The sequence below is a fragment of the Pseudomonas sivasensis genome, from assembly GCF_052938085.1.
Genome location: NZ_CP176442.1, coordinates 357,661 through 375,077 on the forward strand (window position 1 = coordinate 357,661; position 17,417 = coordinate 375,077).

Genomic DNA, 17,417 nt, shown 5'->3' on the forward strand with positions numbered 1-17,417 from the left:
TTTCGCATTAGATTTGTGTGGTCTGTGGGAGCTTCACCATGTTGAACACCTTGCTGCCTATTCTCTTGTTCGCCGCCTTGGGCCTTGCCGTCCTCGGCGCCCTGCGCCGGGTGAACATGTGGCGCCGTGGCCGCGCGTCCAAAGTCGACCTGCTGGGCGGCCTGCTGGCCATGCCCAAGCGCTACATGGTCGACTTGCACCACGTGGTCGCCCGCGACAAATACATCGCCAACACCCACGTCGCCACGGCCCTGGGCTTTGTGCTGTCGGCACTGCTGGCGATTCTGGTGCATGGCTTCGGCCTGCAAAACCGTATCCTCGGCTACGCCTTGCTGCTGGCCTCGGTGTTGATGTTTGTCGGCGCCACCTTCGTTTACCTGCGTCGGCGCAACCCGCCGGCACGCCTGTCCAAAGGCCCATGGATGCGCCTGCCGAAAAGCCTGATGGCGTTCTCGGTGAGCTTTTTCCTGGTGACCTTGCCCGTGGCCGGGATTCTGCCGGCGGACTTCGGCGGTTGGTTGCTGGCTGCGCTCTTGAGTGTGGGTGTGCTGTGGGGCGTGTCCGAAATGTTCTTTGGCATGACCTGGGGCGGCCCGATGAAACACGCCTTCGCCGGTGCCCTGCACCTGGCCTGGCACCGTCGCGCCGAACGCTTTGGCGGTGGTCGTTCCACCGGTTTGAAGCCGCTGGACCTCAGTGATAAATCCGCGCCGTTGGGCGTGGAGAAACCCAAGGATTTCACCTGGAACCAACTGCTCGGCTTCGACGCCTGCGTGCAGTGCGGCAAGTGCGAAGCGGCGTGCCCGGCCTTTGCCGCCGGCCAGCCGTTGAACCCGAAAAAGCTGATTCAGGACATGGTGGTCGGCCTGGCCGGCGGCACCGATGCCAAATTCGCCGGCAGCCCATACCCAGGCAAAGCCATTGGCGAACACAGCGGCAATCCGCATCAACCGATCGTCAACGGCCTGGTGGACGCCGAAACCCTGTGGTCCTGCACCACCTGCCGCGCCTGCGTGGAAGAGTGCCCGATGATGATCGAGCACGTGGACGCCATCGTCGACATGCGCCGCCACCTCACCCTGGAAAAAGGCGCCACGCCGAACAAAGGCGCCGAAGTCCTGGAAAACCTGATCGCCACCGACAACCCCGGCGGTTTCGCACCGGGCGGTCGCCTGAACTGGGCGGCGGATTTGAACCTGCCGTTGCTCAGCGACAAAAGCAGCGTTGACGTGCTGTTCTGGGTCGGTGATGGCGCCTTCGACATGCGCAACCAACGCACCTTGCGTGCGTTCGTCAAAGTGCTTAAAGCCGCCAAGGTCGACTTCGCCGTGCTCGGCCTGGAAGAGCGCGACAGTGGCGACGTTGCCCGTCGCCTGGGCGATGAAGCGACGTTCCAACTGCTGGCTACGCGCAATATCCAGACCCTGGCCAAGTACAGCTTCAAGCGTATCGTCACCTGCGATCCGCACAGTTTCCATGTGCTGAAAAACGAGTACGGCGCCTTCAACGGCAACTACCGCGTACAGCACCACAGCACTTTCATGGCCGAGCTGATCGGCGAGGGCGCGCTGAACCTGGGCCAGCACAAAGGCAACAGCGTGACCTACCACGACCCTTGTTACCTGGGCCGCTATAACGGCGAATACGAGGCGCCGCGCGAGGTGCTGCGGGCGCTGGGGATTGAGGTCAAGGAGATGCAACGTTCGGGCTTCCGCTCGCGTTGCTGCGGCGGTGGCGGCGGCGCGCCGATCACCGACATCCCCGGCAAGCAACGTATCCCCGACATGCGCATGGACGACATCCGCGAAACCGGCGCCGAGCTGGTGGCGGTGGGCTGTCCACAATGCACTGCGATGCTTGAAGGTGTGGTCGAGCCGCGTCCGTTGATCAAGGATATCGCCGAGCTGGTGGCCGATGCGTTGCTTGACGAGGCATCGCCAGCCAAAGCTCCCATCAAACGTGAACCTGCGGAGGTGCACTGATGAGCGACATTATCCGCCGCGACCCACGGGCCGAATGGATCGCCCGTAACCGCCTGCACCCGTTGCATGCGGCGATGCAGCCGGTACAACACAGCTGGATGGGGCCGAACGGCGTTATCCGCAAAAACGTACATGGCGTCGGTTTTATCGGCCCTAACGGCATCAAGCGCATCGACCGCAGCGGCGCCCAGCAGGGTGGCGTGACCAAGCGTACGGCGGCGATTGAAGTGCAGTTGCCGCTGCATCAGGTGCCTGCGCCGGCGTTCTATATCAACGTGGTGCCGGACATGGTCGGCGGCCGCTTGAGCAGCCACGACCGCGACCTGCTCGGCCTGGCTCGGCAACTTGCCGGCAGCGACGGTGCGGTGTTGGCGGTGGTGTTTGGCGAGCATAAGGAAAACGCGTTCGCCACGGCCGGTGTCGACCGTCTGCTGGTGCTGGACGGCCACGAATTCGACGGTTATTCACCAGAACAACGCGTGCAGGGTTTGCGGGCTGTGGATAACCAGTTCAACCCACGCCATTGGTTGCTGCCCGACAGCCGCAGCGGCGGTGGTGAGCTGGGTCGGCGGTTTGCCGCGAGCCTCAAGGAGCGCCCGGCCACGCGGGTGTGGCAGATCAAGGGCGACGAGTGCATCGGCCGCGCCGGCGCTGGCCAGGAAGACCTGGCGCGGCCACTGCCGCGCCTGATCCTCGCCGCCGTCGAATGTGCCGATCCGGTCAGCGACACACGTCATGAAGTCTTGCCCGTGGAGTTATCCACAACCCTGGCACGCAGCCTGCCGCGCATCGAAGACCTCGGCGCGGTGGCAGTGGACCCGGCGGCGATCCCCATGGCCGAGGCCGAGTTTATTTTCTCTGGCGGCAACGGCGTGAAGGATTGGAACCTGTTCCACCAGACCGCTGCTGCCCTGGGCGCCACCGAAGGCGCGTCGCGTGTGGCCGTGGACGACGGCTTTATGGCCCGCGATCGCCAGGTCGGCGCCAGCGGCACCTGGGTCACCGCACGGGTGTATGTGGCCGTGGGGATTTCCGGGGCGATCCAGCACCTGCAAGGCATCGGTGCCTGCGACAAGGTGGTGGCGATCAACCTCGATCCGGGTTGCGACATGATCAAGCGTGCCGACCTGTCGGTGATCGGCGAAAGCGCCGCGATACTGCAAGCCTTGATCGATGCGGTCGAGGCCTACCGCAACGGCGCCAAGCGCGATGCGGCTTGAGGACATGACTATGACCACGAATGTAATCAGCCTGGTGTCCATCGGCGCACACCCCACCTCCGGGCGCCCGCGCCGGGCAGAGCAGGATGCGCGAGCCGTTGAACTCGGCCTGCAAATGGCTGGGGATAAGTTGCAGGTGCTGCACGCGGGCAATATCGCCGAACCCACCTTGCGCAGCTACTTGGGCATGGGCTTGCCGCAACTGCATGTACTCGAACAACCGGAGGGTGCCGATGCCTTGCCGGTACTCAGTGATTATCTGCGCGAGGCAGGCGCCCAGGTGGTACTCACCGGCAGCCAGGCCGAAACCGGTGAAGGCTCGGGCATGCTGCCGTTTCTGCTGGCCGAGCAATTGGGCTGGCCGCTGGTTGTCGGGTTGGCTCAGGTGGAGTCCATCGAAGGCGGCGTTGCTCATGTGCTGCAAGCCTTGCCGCGTGGGCAGCGGCGGCGCTTGAAGGTGCGCTTGCCGTTTTTGGCGACTGTGGATAACGCCGCGCCCAAGCCTCGGCAGAGCGCCTATGGCCCGGCACAACGCGGTGAGTTGGCAGCCCATGAGGTTGAAGTTGAAGCCGATGAGTTATTCACAAGCGCGGTGCTGCAACCAGCCAAGCCTCGTCCCAAACGCCTCAAGGTGATCAAAGCCAAAAGCGGCGCCGACCGCATGAAAGCCGCTACGGCCAAGGCCAGTGGTGGCGGTGGGCAAGTGCTCAAAGGTGTCAGCGCCGAGGAAGGCGCCCAAGCCATTCTCAAGTTGCTCATAGAAGAAGGCGTCGTGCGCTAACCCACCAACACTGCAAGACCAATGTGGGAGGGGGCTTGCCCCCGATAGCGCTGTGTCAGTCACAGATGTACTGAACTGATCCACCGCCATCGGGGGCAAGCCCCCTCCCACATTTTTATCTCCATTAGGGTCTGAGGTTAAGGGGCGGCTGGCGCGGGTTTCGGCACCAGCTCCGGCAGCGGTGGCGGCAGCGGCTGCCAGGTGGCATCCGGCTGTTGCATCGGCGGTGGCAGGGCCTGTGTAGGGTCGCCGCCCATCGGCTTGAGGATCATTTTGTCGGTGGTGTCGCGCAGGATCATGCCCTGGGTTGAGCTGCGCGCTTCGGTGCCGCTGTGAAAGGTGCTGATCTGGGAAATCGGCAGGTCGAGGTTGCGTTCGATCCTCGGCGTCAGCAGCAGGATGATCTCGGTTTTCTGCTGCGTGTTCTGGTTAGTGCCGAACAGCTTCTTGCCGATCCACGGGATCTGGCTCAACCACGGCAGCCCCGAGCCTTCGTCGATATCCGAGGTGCGTATCAGCCCCGAGACGATCTGGGTTTCGTTGTTGCGCGCGGTCAGCAGGGTCTTGGTGGAACGTGAACCCAGTTCGAAGGTGGCTGGCACGTTTTCCGAGCCGGGAATGCGCTTGGTGATGTGGCTCATTTCCACGTTCAGCTCCAGGTTCACCTCATCGCTCAGGCTGATATTGGGCTTGACGGTGATCTGCAGCCCCACGTCCTGATAAGACACCGATGAGGTGGTGATCTGGTTGGCGGTGGTGGTGGTCACCACCGGGATCTTGTCGCCGATATTCACCTGGGCTTCTTCACGATTGCGCACCCGCACCCTGGGGTTGGCCAGGGTCACGGTGTTGCCGCTGCGCTGCAGCATATTGATACGCGCCGATGTGCTGCCCGAATCCAGCAGGATGTTGTCACCGTTGATGCCGCGAAGCGCGCTGATGGGGATACCTGCGAGCCCGGCGGGCACGTTGGCCAGGTTGCCTACCGACAAGCCGATACCTTCCGGGTACTGGATGCCCAGGTTCAATTCGTCGGTCAGGCTGACCTCCAGCACCTGGATATCGATGGTCACTTCCGACTGCGCAATGTCGATGGCCTCCACCAGTTTTTCCACGGCGCTGAGGGTGTCCAGCCCATCGCGCACAATCACCGCATTCAGGCGCTCGTCTACCAACACCTCCTTGGGCTTGAGCACCTGCTTGATCTCGGCGGCGATGACCTTGGGGTCGCCATGGCTGAGGTAGAAGGTGCGGACGGCCAACTCACGGTATTCACGTTCTTTGTCCGGGCGGCGGGGGTAAACCAGGATGGTGTTGGCGTTGAGGATTTTCTTGTCCAGCCCTTGGGTGGTCAGCAGCAGGTTCAGCGCATCTTCGGCGGTGGTTCTGCTGGCGGTCATGCTTGCCGAGGCGCTGGGATTGACGTCTTTGTCGATGACGAAGTTGACCCCCGAGAGTCGCGCGATAGTCTCGAAAATCGTGGTCAGGCTCTGGGCGCTGAACTCCAGGCTCAGGGGTTTGCGCATGGCCTCGGAAAGGTCGGCGCTGAGGTAGTCGGCGCTGACCAGCTCGCGGGTCAGGGCATTGCGAAAGTCCAGGGCCTCTCGGTAGTTGGGCTTTTGCGCGATGATCCGGCGCACCAGGTTGAGCGCCTCCACTGGGTTTGCGCGTTTCATTTCGTAGGCCTGCGCCAGTTGTGGGCGCAGTTGTTTCATCGCCTGGATGCTCTGGATTTCCTGGCGTGCGCCGAGGTTGCTGGGGTCGTATTTGAGGATGGTTTCCAGGGCGCGGATGGCGGCCGCGTCGTCACCACGCATCAGTGCGGTACTGGCCTCGCGGCTGTACTGGGCCACCAGCAACTCCAGTTTGCTGAAATTGGCGGTGCGCAGTTGCACGTCGTCCGGGTCTTGTTTGGCTTCGGCTTGCAGCACTTCCACCGAGCGGATGATGTCGCCCTTTTGGCGCAACTCATCGCTCTCTTTGATTGCGCGTTGGGTCTGGCACGCGCTGAGCAGAGCCAGGGTCAGGCTCAAGTAAATCCATGTACGTATCGCCATGATCGTGTCCCGTCCTGGTCAGTGAGTGTCAAGCCGCAAGGTGCTGACATGCTTGAGCGGCATGTAGGTCAGCACCACGGTCGTGTCGGTCAGCTTGTCCAGTCGGTAGTGCGAGTCGAGCATCTTGCCGGGCACGATGCGCCCCGGCACCGAGCAGCGGTTGCACAGCGTGTATTGGCGATCGTTACCGCGCAGCACGACGATTTTCGATTGGTTCTCATAACGCCACTGCGCGCTCACGCTGAAGGGCAGCGCAGGTGGTTTGGGCGGTGCGGTGTCGACTGGAATGGGTGGCGGCGCAGGTGTCCAGGTTTGGGTGGGGAACAGGTCGACCGTCTCAGCCAAGGCTGGCGCGGAGGGTGACGCTGGCGCTGTGGGTTTGATCTGCGGCGTGGTCGTCACGGGTGACGATGCAGGGGCAGGGCTGTCCACCGTGTCCTGCCAGAACAGCCAGCCACAGCTGATCAGGGTCAATAACAGGAGCACGCGCAAATACAGTGGCAGCTTCATTCCACCACCCCCAGCACACTGACCTTGAGGTTGATGTCCAGCATGCCGCTGCTGATGTCTTTGCGTTCCAGGGTCACGCGCTCGATGCGCACGGCGGGCTCGTTCGAGAGGTCGACCAGGGCATTGCGCAATAAGGCGTAGGGGCCGGAGAGCGGGATCTCCACGTCCAGCCGTTGCAGCCCTGTGTCGCCGGGCGCGGAGTAGGCCAGCGTGGTCTGTTCGATGGCAAAGCCGTAGCGGCTGAGCACACCCAGCAGCGTTTCCAGGCGGGGGGCAAAGTCCTGCGCGCTGGGTAGGCGCTCGACCACCGCCGGTTCGGTGACTTGCACATCCTGAGGCTGTTCATCGATGCCGGCCTGCAGTTCCTGGCGGCGCAGGTTGTCGCTGATGCCTGCCGGGTAGATCACCGTCACTTCGATCACCAGCGCCGCCATCATGGCCCCCACCGCCAGCAGGCCCCAAAATCCCAGGCGCTGTTGCCACTGGGTCAGTTGCCAGCGCAGGCGCGGCAGGTGGCGAGTAAGGGCATGCATGGGCATTACCCCGCGCCAACGGTGAGTTTGACCTGCACCGGGTGTTGCGGGTCGTTGGCCTTGCGGGCGCTTTGTTGCAGGTTCACCTGTACACCGGGTTGCGCCTTGAGTCGCTCGGCAAATCGAAAGGCGTCGCCCAGCACTTTGGCTTCCAGGTCCAGATGAATCAGTTGGGCCTGTGTGTTGATCTCGACGCGGGTCAAGGCGATGTCTCGGGACCAGGCCTGAGCCACGGCATCCATCAGTGCGAAGGGGGTGGCCTTTTGTTGGGCGAAGGTGGACAGCTGCTGTTTTTGCGTGGGCGACAGGCGAATGGCGGCCTGGATCAACTGCTCCTGACGGCGAGTCAGCTGGATGAAGTGCTGCTCCAATGCGTCGGTCTGTTGTTGCTGTTGCTCCATGCGTTGCCAGTGCTGCCAGGTGTTGAACAGCAGGGCGGCCGCGCCCAGCCATAGGACAGTCACCCACGGCCGGCGGGTGGCGCTGGCGCGTAGGAAATCCACGTGTGGCCCTTGAGGCGTACGCAGGTGCTGCCAGACAGTCGCGAGCCTGGATTTCATACAGACGACTCCTCCAGCCAGGGGTGCACCGGACCCAACCGGTTTTCCGCCGGAGTGTTGGTGACTACCAAGGTGGCAGCGGCATGCCGCTCCACCAGCAGGTCGGCGGTGAACAGGTTGTCGCTCAAGGTGCTGCCGCGTGGGGTGGGTATGACGCAGACCTGATCGATCACACCCTGTTGTCGATAGAGGCAACTGAGGCTTTCGGTTTCGGGCACCACCAGCACACAGTCGGCCGGTAAGTGCCGCCAATACCGCTGCGCCACCGCTGTCAGCAATGGCATACACGTCACCAGCGGCAGGCGACGCAGCTTGAATAGCTCACGCAGGTCGTGCAGCAGCTCCCGATGCATCGCGACCGCCAGGCGTTCATGGCCGAAGGCGCTGTCCGCCACGTGTATCTGCCACTGCTCAGGGTCGATGCCGGCTTGTTGGCTGAACGTGGCCTCGGCGAATCCTTGCCAATCGTCTGCGCTGTACAACCCGGTTTGCCACCCCAGCATCAGGTAATGCACATGGGGAAATCCCAGCAGCACCGTGGCGCGGTCCAGGAACCCTACGCGGCCGCGCGGCGCCTGTTCCAACAGCTCGGCGCAGGCGGCCAAGGGCACGCCTTCATGTTGCGCGCGCCACACCGGCGCACCGCGCCAGCGCGGGCGCGCGGCCCACTCGGCACCGGTGCTGTGCAGCCACACCACGTGCTCAATAAAGGGAAATGACACGGTGGATCTCCTTGAGCGTGGTATCGCCCTGGGCGGCATGGGCCAGGGCGATATCGCGGATAAATACGTGGCCGGCTTCACGCGCCAGTTCACGCAGGCTGGAGGCCGAATTGCGGTTGAGCAGGCCCTCCTTGATGCTGTCGGTCAGCGTCAGCACTTCGGCCAGGGCGAGCCGGCCGCGATAGCCGGTGTGGCGGCAGGTCTCGCAGCCTGTGCCCACACGGTAGTGGCCCTGTCTGAGTTGGGCGTCAGGCAGTTGGGCGAGGCGGACAATATCGGGGTCGGGCTCGGCGTCGACGCCGCAGTCCGGGCAGATGCGCCGCACCAGGCGCTGGGCGACCACGCCGTTGAGGGCTTCGACAAAACTGGCCGGGTCCACGTCCATATAGGTAAAGCGCTCCAGCACACTGAACGCGCTGTTGGCGTGCACCGACGACAGCACCAGGTGCCCGGTCAGCGCCGCCTGCACCGCGATGCCGGCGGTTTCGCCGTCGCGGATTTCCCCCACCAGAATCGTGTCCGGGTCGTGGCGCAGGATCGAGCGCAGGCCACGGGCGAAGGTCAGGCCCTTCTTGTCGTTGACCGGAATTTGCAGCACGCCGGGCAGTTCGTATTCCACCGGGTCTTCGATGGTGATGATCTTTTTCTCGCCGGTATTGGTCTCCGACAGGGCGGCGTACAGCGTGGTGGATTTGCCGCTGCCGGTGGGGCCGGTCACCAGCAACATGCCATAGGGTTCGCTGGCCAATACGCGGATGCGCGCGATGGTGTCGGCGCTCAGGCCAAGGGTTTCCAGGCTCAGGGATTCGCCGCGCTGGGACTTGTCGAGAATCCGCAGCACCGCATCTTCGCCGTGGATGCTGGGCATGATCGACACACGAAAATCCACCTCGCGGCCCTGGATCTTCATCTTGAAGCGTCCGTCCTGGGGCACCCGCCGCTCGCCGATATCCAGCTCCGACAGCACCTTGATCCGCGACAGTGCCTGCTCGGCCATGTCCAGGCCGCTGGCCTGGCCCATCTGCTGCAACACGCCGTCGATACGGTATTTGATCACCAGGCCCTGGGGCGTGGTTTCCACATGGATGTCACTGGCGCGGCTTTGCAGCGCATCGAACAACATGGAGTTGACCAGGCGCACCACTGGGTTGTCGTCGCGGGCGATGCTGCTCAGGGAAATTTCCTGGGCGGTCTGGCTGACACGGGCGCTTTCATCGTCGCTGCCGAAGGGTTGCATGACCCGTTGGCTGGCTTCGGCCAGGGTCAATTGAGCTTTCACCGCGCCGGGCAGGCTCATGGCGAGGGGTAATTGGCGCAAGGTTTTGGAGGACTGCAACCAGTGTCGGCTGGCCAGGGTGAACGGGTCGCCCAGTACCAGGCAGGGCTCACCGTGGTTATCCACAGGCAGCGCGTTATGGATCAGTGCCTGAGGCAATGCCAGCAGATCAAAACGCCAGTTCTCGCTGAGGGTTTGCGGGGCGATGGCAAGCAGGCCGAGGGGCTGGGCGATAGTGCTTAATTGGTCGGGTGCTTTTTCCAGGACCTCCCGCAGGTAATCGGACAAGGGGATGCCTCGTTGTGCCGCAAGCGCTTGCCATTGCAGTGTCTGCTCACTCATCGCGTTACCCCTGAATGGAACCCGCCAGTTCGAAAATCGGCATGTACAGCATGAACACGATCAAGCCGATCAGCCCGCCCACCACCAGCATCAACAGTGGCTCGAACACCTTGCTGAACAGCTCAATGGCGCGCTCCAGTGCCTCATCGTGAAATTGCGCGATGCGCTCACACATGGCCGCCAATTCGCCGCTTTGCTCGCCCACCCGCAATAGGCGTTCGGCGACGGCGGTGGTCAGTTGATGGCGGGCGAGGGCGGTAGAGAGGGGTTGTCCGGCCTGGATATCGGTCATGGCTTGGCGCAAGGCGCCTTGGCGTTCCACGGGCAGTAGCGCGCCGGACAATTCCACCGCCGTGACCACCGGCATTCCGCCCATCAGCAACATGCCTGCGGTGCGATAAAACCGCGCGAGCACAAACAGCGTGCGCTGGGCTCCCAGGCTGGGGATTTTCCAGAACAGGCCCGCTGCGCGACGCTTGAACCCGGCGCTGCGAAACATCAGCACCAGTGCGGCGATGACCAGTACCAGGCCGACCAGCATCTCCAGGCTATGGGCGTCCACCAGCGCGCCCCACCACACCATGAAGCGCGCGGTGGCTGGCAGGTCGGTGACCGCATCGAATACCGAGGCGAAGCGCGGGATCACGAAAAACAGCAGAAACAGCAGGATCAACGCGCCCACGCTGAGCACCACCAAGGGGTACATCAGGGCGCCGCTGACGCGCTTTTTGACGGTTTCCAAATGCGCTTCGAAATGATGGTAGCGGCGCAGAGCCACGGCCAATTGGCCGCTGTGCTCGGAGGACGCCACGGTGGCGATCAACAGCGAAGGAAACGTCTGTGGCTTGAGCTGCATCGCCTTGGACAGTGAGTTGCCTTCATACATGGAGGCGAGCAGATCGCTCATGACCTGTCGGTTGACGCCCGGCGGCGCCTTGTCGCGCAGGGTTTCCACCGCTTCCACCAGCACCAGTCCGGCGTCCAGCAGCACCACCAGTTCCTGGATAAACAGGCCAAGGGCGAACGTGTTGCGGCGACTCGGCAGTTTGAGTTGGCGGCGGGCTTTGAGCGAGATGACTTGCACACCCTCGGCCTGCAGTTGCCGGCGCGCCTGGGAGAGGTCCACGGCGTGCAGTTGCAGGGACTGCAAATGGCCGTCGCGGATGATGCGTGCGTCGACGTCGATCATGGTGCCTGCCTCGCCAGTTGTTGGCGTTGTTGCAGTAACTCACCGTAGTAGCGCCACACCGCCCGGGCGTAGCGCGAGCGCTGCGCCTGGCGATCCGACTTGGCCCCGGCGTTGTAGGCGCCGACTGCCTGCCAGCCATAGCCCTGTTCGCGGATAAACCCGGCGAGGATCCACGCGCCGACCATCACGCTGGTGCAGGGCTGGGTAATCAGGTGTTGTTCGGTGATGCCCCATTGCGCGAGCGCAGGCAAGTGACGGCTGTTGATTTGCATCAGGCCGATGTCCTGGCTGCCGTCACTGTTGACGTTACGCGCGTGTGGGTTGAGGCCGGACTCGACCTTGGCGATGGCGTACAGCAGAAGCGGGTCAACGTGGTAACGGCTCGCCGCCAACTGCCAGCAGTTGGCCTGGGCGACGCCCATGCAGCACAACAGGGTTAAGGCAAGCGGCAGGCGGCGCATGGTGGGTCACAGCCCGTAGACGATGTCGGCGTAGGTGTTCTCACCGCCGGCTTTGCCGTCTCGGCCCAGGCAGATGATCTCTGCGTCGTTGGGCGCAGTGCCGGGGTTCTTGAAGAGGTAAGGGTTGCCCCATGGGTCTGGCGGCAGTGACTTGAGGTACGGCCCCTGCCAATTGTTCGCGTTGGCGGGGCGCGTCGTGAGCGCATTCAGGCCGAGTGTTTCGTCGGGGTAGGTGCCATTGTCCAAGCGGTACTGATGCAAGGCATCGGCAAGGGACTTCATCTGCCCCTGGGCTGTTTGCACCTTGGCCAGTTCCAATCGATCAAACATCTTCGGCCCGACGTAGCTGGCGAGCAGGGCGATGATCAGCAGGACTACCAGCAGCTCAAGCAAGGTGAAACCGCAGGAGCGGGTGCGGAAAAAGGCGCGACTGTACATGGAGATACCCTGTGGGAGTGCCAAGGCACGGCGGTTGTGTAGCCATCTCCCGGCCCGCGTTTGAGCGGGCACCGCCGGTAGTACTGCATCGCTATTCGAATTACACCTCTACAACTGTAGCGTTCGTCGATATAAGGCGCCGTGAGGCGCCCTATAACGTTTGGCTCTTGGGGTTATCGAGTTAATGAATATGCGCGTCGGCTTATTCCACCTTTTCCCAAGCGTCGCGCCATGCTTCGCCGGTTTCCGGTGCATAAGCCCATGCGGCACCAGCGCACCAGCCGCTGTTCGGAAACGGTCTGCAGCGGTAGTTACCGCCAGCGTTGCTCACGATGTCCCCGGCTTTGTACGGTGTGCCCTCTACGTAGGCCGGATACTCTCCGCCGCCGCTGTCCGGAGTCACCGTGAAGTCGAACTCCGCCTGGCTGGTCTTGCCGTTTTGCTGGTCGCGCACATTCAGGCGTGCCTTGAACGGGGTCGCCTCTGTGACGGTGTAGGCAGTACCGCTGACGTTGGCGGCGTTCTGCGCCCCGGTCATCCCAGGCACCGCCCATTGGTAGAGCAGTTGCCCGTTGCTACCGGTCGAGCCCGTGCCACTGAAGGTAAATGCCTGTCCGGACTTCAACGAAGTGGGGCCGGTAATACGGGCAACCGGTGGCGCTGGGTTAACAGGCGTTTCCCCACCCGGAATGATGGACATCGCCTTGGAGTAACCCTCGTTCTGGACGAACACTGAGTTGGCGCTTGGGTCGGCTGAGTTGAACGCAATGTCGTTACCGTGCTTTTCCCCGACTTTGGCGATGCTCGCATTGATCTGACTGGCCAGTTGTTGGCCCCAGATTTTCGCGTCCAGATTGGCTGCCGTGATGGGCAGGGTTATATCGACGACCTCCTGGGCTCGCGGGGTGTTGTCGAGGATGCGGAAGCGCACGGCGTCACCGGGTTTGAGGGCGCCCATGACGGCGTCGATGAACTGGCCAAGCTCGCGCCAGCGCTCCGGAATACCGCCCCCGACGATGTTAATGTCGCTGCAGTTGTAGAACCCTTCCCCGGCCGGATCTATGCGCTGCCATTGCACGAAGAGCGTCGCCTTGCCGGACTGCTGTGCCGGAACCGGAACTGACATTTTGAAGTATCCCGAGGCCGAAATAGCCGGTGGCTTGTTGCCCCAGTTGGTTTGCGCGACCGTGAATTGCTCGGTGTGGATAAGGGTCAAGTCATTCCAGGTCAAGGGGGCGCGGGTTGGGTCAACGCCTGGTTTGGTCAGGAACACCCGCGCAAAGCTGGGCACGTGGGGCGCCGTGCCGATGATGCGCACGTCCATTTTGCCGTTTTCGGGCGTCACGTCGGTGCGGTGCCAATCCCATTTCGCCTTCGGCGGCGAGTCGTTCCCCACCAGGTTCAGGCCGTCTTTTTCGCTGTCGGCTGCCGAGCACAGTTTGCCGTCCGGCACTTCTCGCTTGACGGTCTCCAGGTCCTCATAACCGGGCGCCCGGATCAAATGCGCGACTTCATTCCATTGTTGACCTGGATACCTCCCACTTATTTCGTCCAGTGCTGCGCACCCCGCGTCACTTTTGCTACCTGACCAAAAGTCCGGAAGCATTCTGCAGTGGATCTGTCGTGCGATGGGGGTATCCACGCCGCCATGGGCTATCGCCAGCGCCGGCATCAGAATTGCCAGTGCGAGCACCCAGTTAATCAAGTTCCTTGTGTAGCGCTGTAGGTTATTCATGTTGTAGTCCGCCTCAATTCAGATAGAAAAGTTCCGAACGGCTGGAACGATCAGTGTGTGTGCAAGGGCATCATTGGTTGGGCTGGTCTCCACGGGGAGCGCTGGGGATTGGAGGGTTACTCTGTCCAGGGCCGTACAGAAACACCCACCCTTGATAACTGCCTTGCCCTGTAAAACTCTGATTGATCACCGCAAAGTTGCTTTGCTTGAACGGCGTGCCGCTGGCGTTGCTGAACACGCCCATGATCGTTTCACCCGGCCCCGGGACCACGCCCCAATCGGCGGTGCCGGTCAGCGGGTCGTCATAGACCCGGCGCAGGTAGCGCTTGATGGTCGGTTGGCGGCGGTCCAGCACCAAATCTTCGAGGGACTTGGGGAACGTATTACCGGCGGCGTAGTACAGGCCGATCGCCCGCCGAATTTCATTGCCTCGCGCCAGCAGTTCCAACTCACGCTCGCGCTGCAACACGCTGGACCACAGCGTGCCTGTTTCCATCAACATCACGGCCACCACGGCCACTGTCACCAACATGCCCATGAACACCGAGCCGTCCTGGCTGTGTTTACCAGTCTGCATAGGCGCTCCCGTCGTGGGCGCTGCCGGGCGCACCGCTGCGCACGTCGCCCAGGCCTTGTTCGTCGGAGGGTTGCAGTTGCCAGGTGTCGCGCTTGCCGGTGAGCGGGTCCATGGGGATTTCGCGCAAATAGCGCCGGTCGACCAGGGCTTGCAGGGACTCGGGATTGTTGCCGTGGTCTTCACGGTATTGGTCCAGGGCCTGGCGGATGGAGGACAGGTTATGGCGCAGCACGGTTTCCTGGGCCTTGGCGTGCTGGCGAAAATACTGGGGCGTCACGAGGGTCATGAGGGTGGCGATGATAGCCATCACCACCAGCAACTCGATCAGGGTAAAACCCCGATTACCACTGGCTGTATGACGTTCCATTCAAACTCTCCCGAGTGCTGCGGGACGAAACGTCGAATACATCTTCCCCCTCTTGTGGGTTATCAGCGGTGCTCTTGTAACTGCGCAGTTGCCAGGTTTGCGCGGGCAACAGTTCCGGACACTCGCAGACGGGGTCGCGGGGGATGCGGCGCAGGAAGAAGAGTTTTTTGCCTTTGAGATCGGTCTTGTCCGTGACCCCCTCGACTAATGCTTGGAGGGAGGGTGGATAACCGCTGTCGCTGATACTTTTTTCAATACGTCCGTCGTCGCTGGCCTCTTTGTAGGCGTCGATCCCACGGCGTATTTCCCGCAACGAGCGTTGCAGGTCAAGTTCCCTGTCGCGTTTACCCATCAACGCCGTCAGCGGATAAGCCACTGTCGAAAGCGTGGCCAGGAGGGCCAGCGTCAGTAGTAATTCAATCAGCGTAAAACCTTTGGCGCAGTGATGGCTGGAATGACCCCGCCCTATCACTGATCTATCTCCCTCTATCGCGCCAAGGACTTCTGCATTAACCCAGGCCAATGGATATAACTGCAAAAGTGAGTGTAGATGAACTTTGAATCTGAGTATTTTTTGTACAGTTGGCCGATAAGCGGTGGTTACCCACAATCACTGTGCACGTGCCTGTGGATAAGGTGTTTGTGGTTGTCCACAGAGCATGTAAATCAAGGCCTACAGCGCGCTGTACGAAAAACAACCAGGCTAAGTGGCGGTTTTTACAGGCGTTTTGATGTGGATAAGGACGCTGCCCATTCTCGACTTGCCCCCAAACTCTGTTGGCGGTTCTGTGGATAAGATGTTCGCTATCAGCTACAGGCCATATAAACAGTGGCTCTCAGTGAGTTGGTTGTATTTTGATCAATTCGGCCTTTTTGTTCCGCTAAACCGGTAGATGCCCCGGTTTATGAAGGTTTGAGGCGGTTTTCCACAGCGTCGCCAGAGTTGCCCCCAAAGTCTGTTGGCGGATCTGTGGATAAGGTGTTTGCGTACCGCTGTGGGCTTTGTATTACGTGGCTTGCAGACTATTGATCATAAATTGATCAAAGTAGGGTGAAACCCGTGGAGTTGAATAAGTCACGGATTTTCTTCAGTTAATTTTGGACAAGTAAGCCAGTTGCCCACAATTACTGTGGGTGGCTTTGTGGATAAGTTGTTGGGTAAAGGCTGGAGGGCGCGCTGGCAGAGGCTTGCGAGAGATTTGATCAAATATTGAGCAGTGGCAGGTTCAAGTGCGGGAGGGGGCTTGTCCCCCTCCCACCTTGTTGAGCTGCGGGTATCGGTTATTCGTGTGCAGCCACGCCTTTGAGGTAAGGCGCCGGTGCAGCGCCCAGATTGCTCAGCAGGCGCTCGCTGTACCAGTCCACAAAGTTCACCACGCCGAACTCATAGGTCTTGGAGTACGGCCCTGGCTGGTAAGCGGTGGAGTTGATCCCGCGCTGGTTCTCTTCGGCCAAGCGACGGTCCTGGTCGTTGGTGGCGTCCCACACTTGGCGCATGCGCTCCACGTCGTAGTCCACGCCTTCGACGGCGTCCTTGTGCACGATCCACTTGGTGGTGACCATGGTTTCCTGGGCGCTGATTGGCCACACGGTGAACACGATGATGTGATCGCCCATGCAGTGGTTCCAGGAATGCGGCAGGTGCAGGATGCGCATCGAGCCCAGATCGGGGTTTTTGATGCGGCCCATCAGTTTGGCGCAGCCTTGCTTGCCGTCCAGCGTCATCGACACAGTGCCCTTGAGCAGCGGCATGCGCACGATGCGGTTGCGCAGGCCGAAGCTGGCGTGGGCGTAAGGAATTTTTTCCGCGTCCCAAGCGGCTGCGGAGGCGGCCACGTGGTCCTTGAACGCCTGGTCGGCGCGCGGGTCGGTGACATCGTCCCATTCCAGCAGGGTCTTGAGCAGTTCCGGGTGCGAGGCGTTGCAGTGGTAGCACTCGCGGTTGTTTTCCAGCACCAGCTTCCAGTTGGCTTTTTCCATCAAGGTGGTTTGCACCGCCACCTTGGTGTTCTCCATGTCGTACGGTTCCATGTAGTGGTTCAGGGTCGACAGGAAGTCATCAATGGCCGGCGGGTTCTCGGCCAGGCTGATGAAGATGTAGCCACCGGCGGTCTTCACGTTCACCGGCTTCAAACCGTACTGCTTCATGTCGAAGTCGGCGCCCATTTCGGTACCGGCAAACAGCAGGCGGCCGTCCAGCTCATAAGTCCACTGGTGGTAGTGACACACCAGTTTGGCGACCTTGCCCTTGTCACTGGTGCACAGGCGCGAACCACGATGGCGGCAGACGTTGTGGAACGCATGCACCACGCCTTCGGCGCCACGAATCACGATGATCGGGTTCTTGCCGATTTGCAGGGTCAGGTAGTTACCCTTGGCGGGAATTTCGCAGGTCATGCCAGCGATCAACCACTCTTTCTGGAAAATCTCCTGCATGTCGATATCAAACAGCCGGTCATCAGAGTAGAACGGCTGCGGCAGCGAAAACGTGCGCTCGCGCTCTTGCAGCATTTGCGCGGTGGCCTTGCGTGCGGGTTCCAGCGGATCGCCCAAGCTTAAGGTTGCGGTGACGTCCATCGTGTGTGTCCTCATGGCCATTCTGTGTGGCCGGCGAATAGTGGCTACGGTTGATGCTATGCAAGGCGTAAAGAAAGCGTAGTTGTTGGG

17 protein-coding genes are annotated in these 17,417 nt (G+C 61.6%); 3 read left to right on the plus strand and 14 right to left on the minus strand.

What is annotated here, in order from left to right:
• Positions 1–38: 38 nt before the first annotated feature.
• Genes dgcB through etfB form a run of 3 tightly spaced genes read left to right on the plus strand, consistent with a single transcriptional unit; the run spans position 39 to position 3,983 of the window.
• Positions 39–1,982: a dimethylglycine demethylation protein DgcB gene (gene dgcB, locus ACKZ62_RS01725; RefSeq protein ID WP_447096256.1), complete on the plus strand. Its 1,944-nt coding sequence runs from the start codon at positions 39–41 to the stop codon at positions 1,980–1,982.
• Entirely contained in the window at positions 1,982–3,202 is a 1,221-nt protein-coding gene (gene etfA, locus ACKZ62_RS01730) for an electron transfer flavoprotein subunit alpha (protein ID WP_095185087.1), read from the plus strand. The genes dgcB and etfA overlap by 1 nt, the downstream gene beginning before the upstream one ends.
• A gap of 10 nt (positions 3,203–3,212) precedes the next feature.
• Positions 3,213–3,983, plus strand: a complete 771-nt coding sequence (etfB, locus tag ACKZ62_RS01735) for an electron transfer flavoprotein subunit beta (RefSeq protein ID WP_447096257.1) — start codon at positions 3,213–3,215, stop codon at positions 3,981–3,983.
• A 137-nt stretch (positions 3,984–4,120) separates the two neighbouring features.
• On the opposite strand, the gene ACKZ62_RS01740 is transcribed toward etfB, so the two are convergent.
• The 14 genes from ACKZ62_RS01740 to gbcA form a co-directional block, all read right to left on the minus strand.
• Complete coding sequence (locus ACKZ62_RS01740; RefSeq protein ID WP_447096258.1) at positions 4,121–6,040, minus strand: secretin GspD/PilQ domain-containing protein; 1,920 nt, start codon at positions 6,038–6,040, stop codon at positions 4,121–4,123.
• 18 nt (positions 6,041–6,058) lie between these two features.
• Positions 6,059–6,550, minus strand: a complete 492-nt coding sequence (locus ACKZ62_RS01745; protein WP_122754264.1) for a hypothetical protein — start codon at positions 6,548–6,550, stop codon at positions 6,059–6,061.
• Positions 6,547–7,083 (minus strand): hypothetical protein, encoded by a 537-nt coding sequence (locus ACKZ62_RS01750; RefSeq protein WP_032884514.1) that lies wholly within the window; start codon positions 7,081–7,083, stop codon positions 6,547–6,549. The genes ACKZ62_RS01745 and ACKZ62_RS01750 overlap by 4 nt, the downstream gene beginning before the upstream one ends.
• A 5-nt stretch (positions 7,084–7,088) precedes the next feature.
• Positions 7,089–7,643: a hypothetical protein gene (locus ACKZ62_RS01755; RefSeq protein WP_095185084.1), complete on the minus strand. Its 555-nt coding sequence runs from the start codon at positions 7,641–7,643 to the stop codon at positions 7,089–7,091.
• Positions 7,640–8,365, minus strand: coding sequence for a hypothetical protein (locus tag ACKZ62_RS01760; protein ID WP_050442788.1), 726 nt, complete (start codon positions 8,363–8,365; stop codon positions 7,640–7,642). The genes ACKZ62_RS01755 and ACKZ62_RS01760 overlap by 4 nt, the downstream gene beginning before the upstream one ends.
• The gene (locus ACKZ62_RS01765) at positions 8,346–9,983 is read right to left on the minus strand and encodes a GspE/PulE family protein (protein WP_447096259.1); all 1,638 of its coding nucleotides are present in this window, start codon (positions 9,981–9,983) and stop codon (positions 8,346–8,348) included. Before ACKZ62_RS01765 ends, ACKZ62_RS01760 begins: the two co-directional genes overlap by 20 nt.
• A gap of 4 nt (positions 9,984–9,987) precedes the next feature.
• Positions 9,988–11,172 (minus strand): type II secretion system F family protein, encoded by a 1,185-nt coding sequence (locus ACKZ62_RS01770; RefSeq protein ID WP_447096260.1) that lies wholly within the window; start codon positions 11,170–11,172, stop codon positions 9,988–9,990.
• Positions 11,169–11,633 (minus strand): transglycosylase SLT domain-containing protein, encoded by a 465-nt coding sequence (locus ACKZ62_RS01775; protein WP_032883995.1) that lies wholly within the window; start codon positions 11,631–11,633, stop codon positions 11,169–11,171. The genes ACKZ62_RS01770 and ACKZ62_RS01775 overlap by 4 nt, the downstream gene beginning before the upstream one ends.
• Positions 11,634–11,639: 6 nt before the next feature.
• Positions 11,640–12,071: a type II secretion system major pseudopilin GspG gene (gene gspG / locus ACKZ62_RS01780; protein ID WP_095185080.1), complete on the minus strand. Its 432-nt coding sequence runs from the start codon at positions 12,069–12,071 to the stop codon at positions 11,640–11,642.
• Between the two features lie 202 nt (positions 12,072–12,273).
• Positions 12,274–13,806, minus strand: a complete 1,533-nt coding sequence (locus ACKZ62_RS01785; protein WP_447096261.1) for a lytic polysaccharide monooxygenase — start codon at positions 13,804–13,806, stop codon at positions 12,274–12,276.
• A gap of 70 nt (positions 13,807–13,876) precedes the next feature.
• On the minus strand, positions 13,877–14,383 hold the full coding sequence (locus tag ACKZ62_RS01790; RefSeq protein ID WP_178075193.1) for a type II secretion system protein: 507 nt from the start codon (positions 14,381–14,383) through the stop codon (positions 13,877–13,879).
• Positions 14,370–14,750 (minus strand): type II secretion system protein, encoded by a 381-nt coding sequence (locus ACKZ62_RS01795; RefSeq protein ID WP_032883989.1) that lies wholly within the window; start codon positions 14,748–14,750, stop codon positions 14,370–14,372. The genes ACKZ62_RS01790 and ACKZ62_RS01795 overlap by 14 nt, the downstream gene beginning before the upstream one ends.
• Positions 14,725–15,219, minus strand: a complete 495-nt coding sequence (locus ACKZ62_RS01800; RefSeq protein WP_032884512.1) for a prepilin-type N-terminal cleavage/methylation domain-containing protein — start codon at positions 15,217–15,219, stop codon at positions 14,725–14,727. The genes ACKZ62_RS01795 and ACKZ62_RS01800 overlap by 26 nt, the downstream gene beginning before the upstream one ends.
• Positions 15,220–16,031: 812 nt before the next feature.
• Positions 16,032–17,327, minus strand: a complete 1,296-nt coding sequence (gene gbcA / locus ACKZ62_RS01805; RefSeq protein ID WP_032883986.1) for a glycine betaine monooxygenase oxygenase subunit — start codon at positions 17,325–17,327, stop codon at positions 16,032–16,034.
• Positions 17,328–17,417 lie beyond the last annotated feature (90 nt).